The 1,715-nt window shown below is 73.4% G+C and carries 2 protein-coding genes, 1 other RNA gene and 1 riboswitch; of the genes, 1 reads left to right on the top strand and 2 read right to left on the bottom strand.

All coding sequences use genetic code 11. From position 1 onward, the window contains the following. Nucleotides 1-555, bottom strand: a 555-nt coding sequence (locus E9549_RS22755) for a LysM domain-containing protein (protein ID WP_236828879.1), incomplete at its 3' end; no start/stop codon positions are given. Nucleotides 556-562: 7 nt separating this feature from the next. After that, nucleotides 563-698, bottom strand: a riboswitch (cyclic di-AMP (ydaO/yuaA leader). 215 nt (nt 699-913) lie between these two features. Beyond that, an RNA gene (gene rnpB / locus E9549_RS22750) (RNase P RNA component class A) lies at nt 914-1,315 on the bottom strand. A gap of 33 nt (nt 1,316-1,348) precedes the next feature. Between rnpB and E9549_RS22745 the strand changes: the two genes are divergently transcribed. Then, complete coding sequence (locus E9549_RS22745; RefSeq protein WP_236828878.1) at nt 1,349-1,492, top strand: hypothetical protein; 144 nt, start codon at nt 1,349-1,351, stop codon at nt 1,490-1,492. Nucleotides 1,493-1,715: the final 223 nt, after the last annotated feature.

Genomic DNA, 1,715 nt, shown 5'->3' with positions numbered 1-1,715 from the left:
CGCCCTGACCGGCGCCGGGGCCGGGGCGGGCCGCTCGTCCCGGCTGGCCCGCTCGGGAACGACCCCGCCGCCGGTCAGGGCGAGCACCTGGCCGACGCGCAGGACGTTCGCGTCCGGACCGATGACGCCGAGGTTGAGGGCGTGCAGGTCCTGCCAGGTGGTGCCGTGCCGGGCGGCGATCTTGCCCAGCGTGTCGCCGGCGACCACCGTGTAGGAGGCTGCGGCGGGCGCGGGCGCCGCCGGCGCCGGTGCCGCACCGGAGCCGCCGATGGTGAGCACCTGCCCGACACGGAGCAGGTTGGGGTCGGCGCCGATGGTGTCGCGGTTGACGTCGTAGATGCTCTGCCACGTGGTGCCGTGGCCGGCCGCGAGCTTGCTGAGGGTGTCGCCGGGGTTGACCGCGTGCTCGCCGGTGTGCGCGGCCGCGGGGCTGATGGCCCCCATGGTGAGGGCCGATGCGGCGGCGAGGACGACGGCCGGGTAGGCCACGGCGGTCGTGGTGCGGTTGCGGGAGGGGCGCCGGTGACGCCCCACGGTGCGGGTGCTCTTGGGCATGGAGTGGTGAGCCTCTCGCCGCCTGCGGAGTTAGCTGTCGGGTTCGGGCGAGAGCTGCCCGGCCGCGCGAGGCGCGGCTTCACCCCGAGATCCCGGAGGACCACGAACGGTGGGTCCCCCGCCCTGCCCGTCGTGTTCGCTGCCGGGCGGCCGTGGGCAGGTTCGGCGGGCGGCCATCCGGGTCCGCCGGTCAGCGGACGATCGAAACGGTAGGCAGGGCCGTCGGCGAGCCAGAGGCTCGGATCGGGCCTTTTCGCGGACCCTCCGCGCAAAGGCACTCGGTGTCACCAGCCGTGCGCGCAGCGCCTCCGCTTCACCCGTTCGGGTGATGCCCCCGGACGCCGGCGCGCGAGGGCGACGGACGAGTCGGCCTGTACGCCGGGTTCTGTCCACGGGTGCCTCACGGCCTCCCGATGGGCGGTCATCCATCTAGGCCTGCCGTTGCCGGCAGGCTCCAGCGGTCTACCCGCAGGCTCGGGCGGGCCGCCCTCGAACGCCTGCGCGGAGCGGCGGCGGACCGCCGCTCCTTCTTGACCTAGCTCCGGGTGGGGTTTACCGAGCCACGCCGGTCACCCGGCGTGCTGGTGGTCTCTTACACCACCGTTTCACCCTTACCGGCGCGAACGCCGGCGGTCTGTTTTCTGTGGCACTGTCCCGCGGGTCACCCCGGGTCGCCGTTAACGACCACCCTGCCCTGTGGAGCCCGGACGTTCCTCGGCGACGGAGTCTCCCCCGCCGACGCGACCGCCCGGCCGACTCGTCCGTCGTGCCAGGAAGTGTAGGCGTCCGGCACATGGACCCCCTCGCCCTCGGGTACCGGACGTCGATCAATGCACCACACCCGAGGGAGGAGGACGACGTGGGACTGATCTCGGGACTCGTGAAGGCCAACCTGCTCAAGCGGTTGTTCAGCCGGTTCAGCCGGCGCGCGCGCTGACGCCCTGCGCCCCGCCCTGCAGCACCGTGGGCGCCCCCGGGGCGACCTGACCATCGCCGGCGTTCTGCCCTCGCCGGCTCCGCAACTGGTCTGCGTCTGAACTCGTCGCCTCGATCCGACGTAACACCCGCCGCTGACGTGCGGGAAGTGTCGTACCCCCGGCCTAGCCTGCGGTCATGTCGTCGGTGGCGAGCTTCCAGGTGGGGGTGGGGGTGTCCCTGGT

This window comes from Blastococcus sp. MG754426 (assembly GCF_021699055.1).
Lineage (GTDB): Bacteria > Actinomycetota > Actinomycetes > Mycobacteriales > Geodermatophilaceae > Blastococcus.
The sequence above is the reverse complement of the archived record's forward strand: the minus strand, read 5'-3'. Positions and strand labels throughout refer to the sequence as shown.

Excerpts from the sequence above, each read along its gene's own strand:
- E9549_RS22745 (WP_236828878.1), top strand. The coding sequence starts at position 1,349 with ATGGACCCCCTCGCCCTCGGGTACCGGACGTCGATCAATGCACCACAC.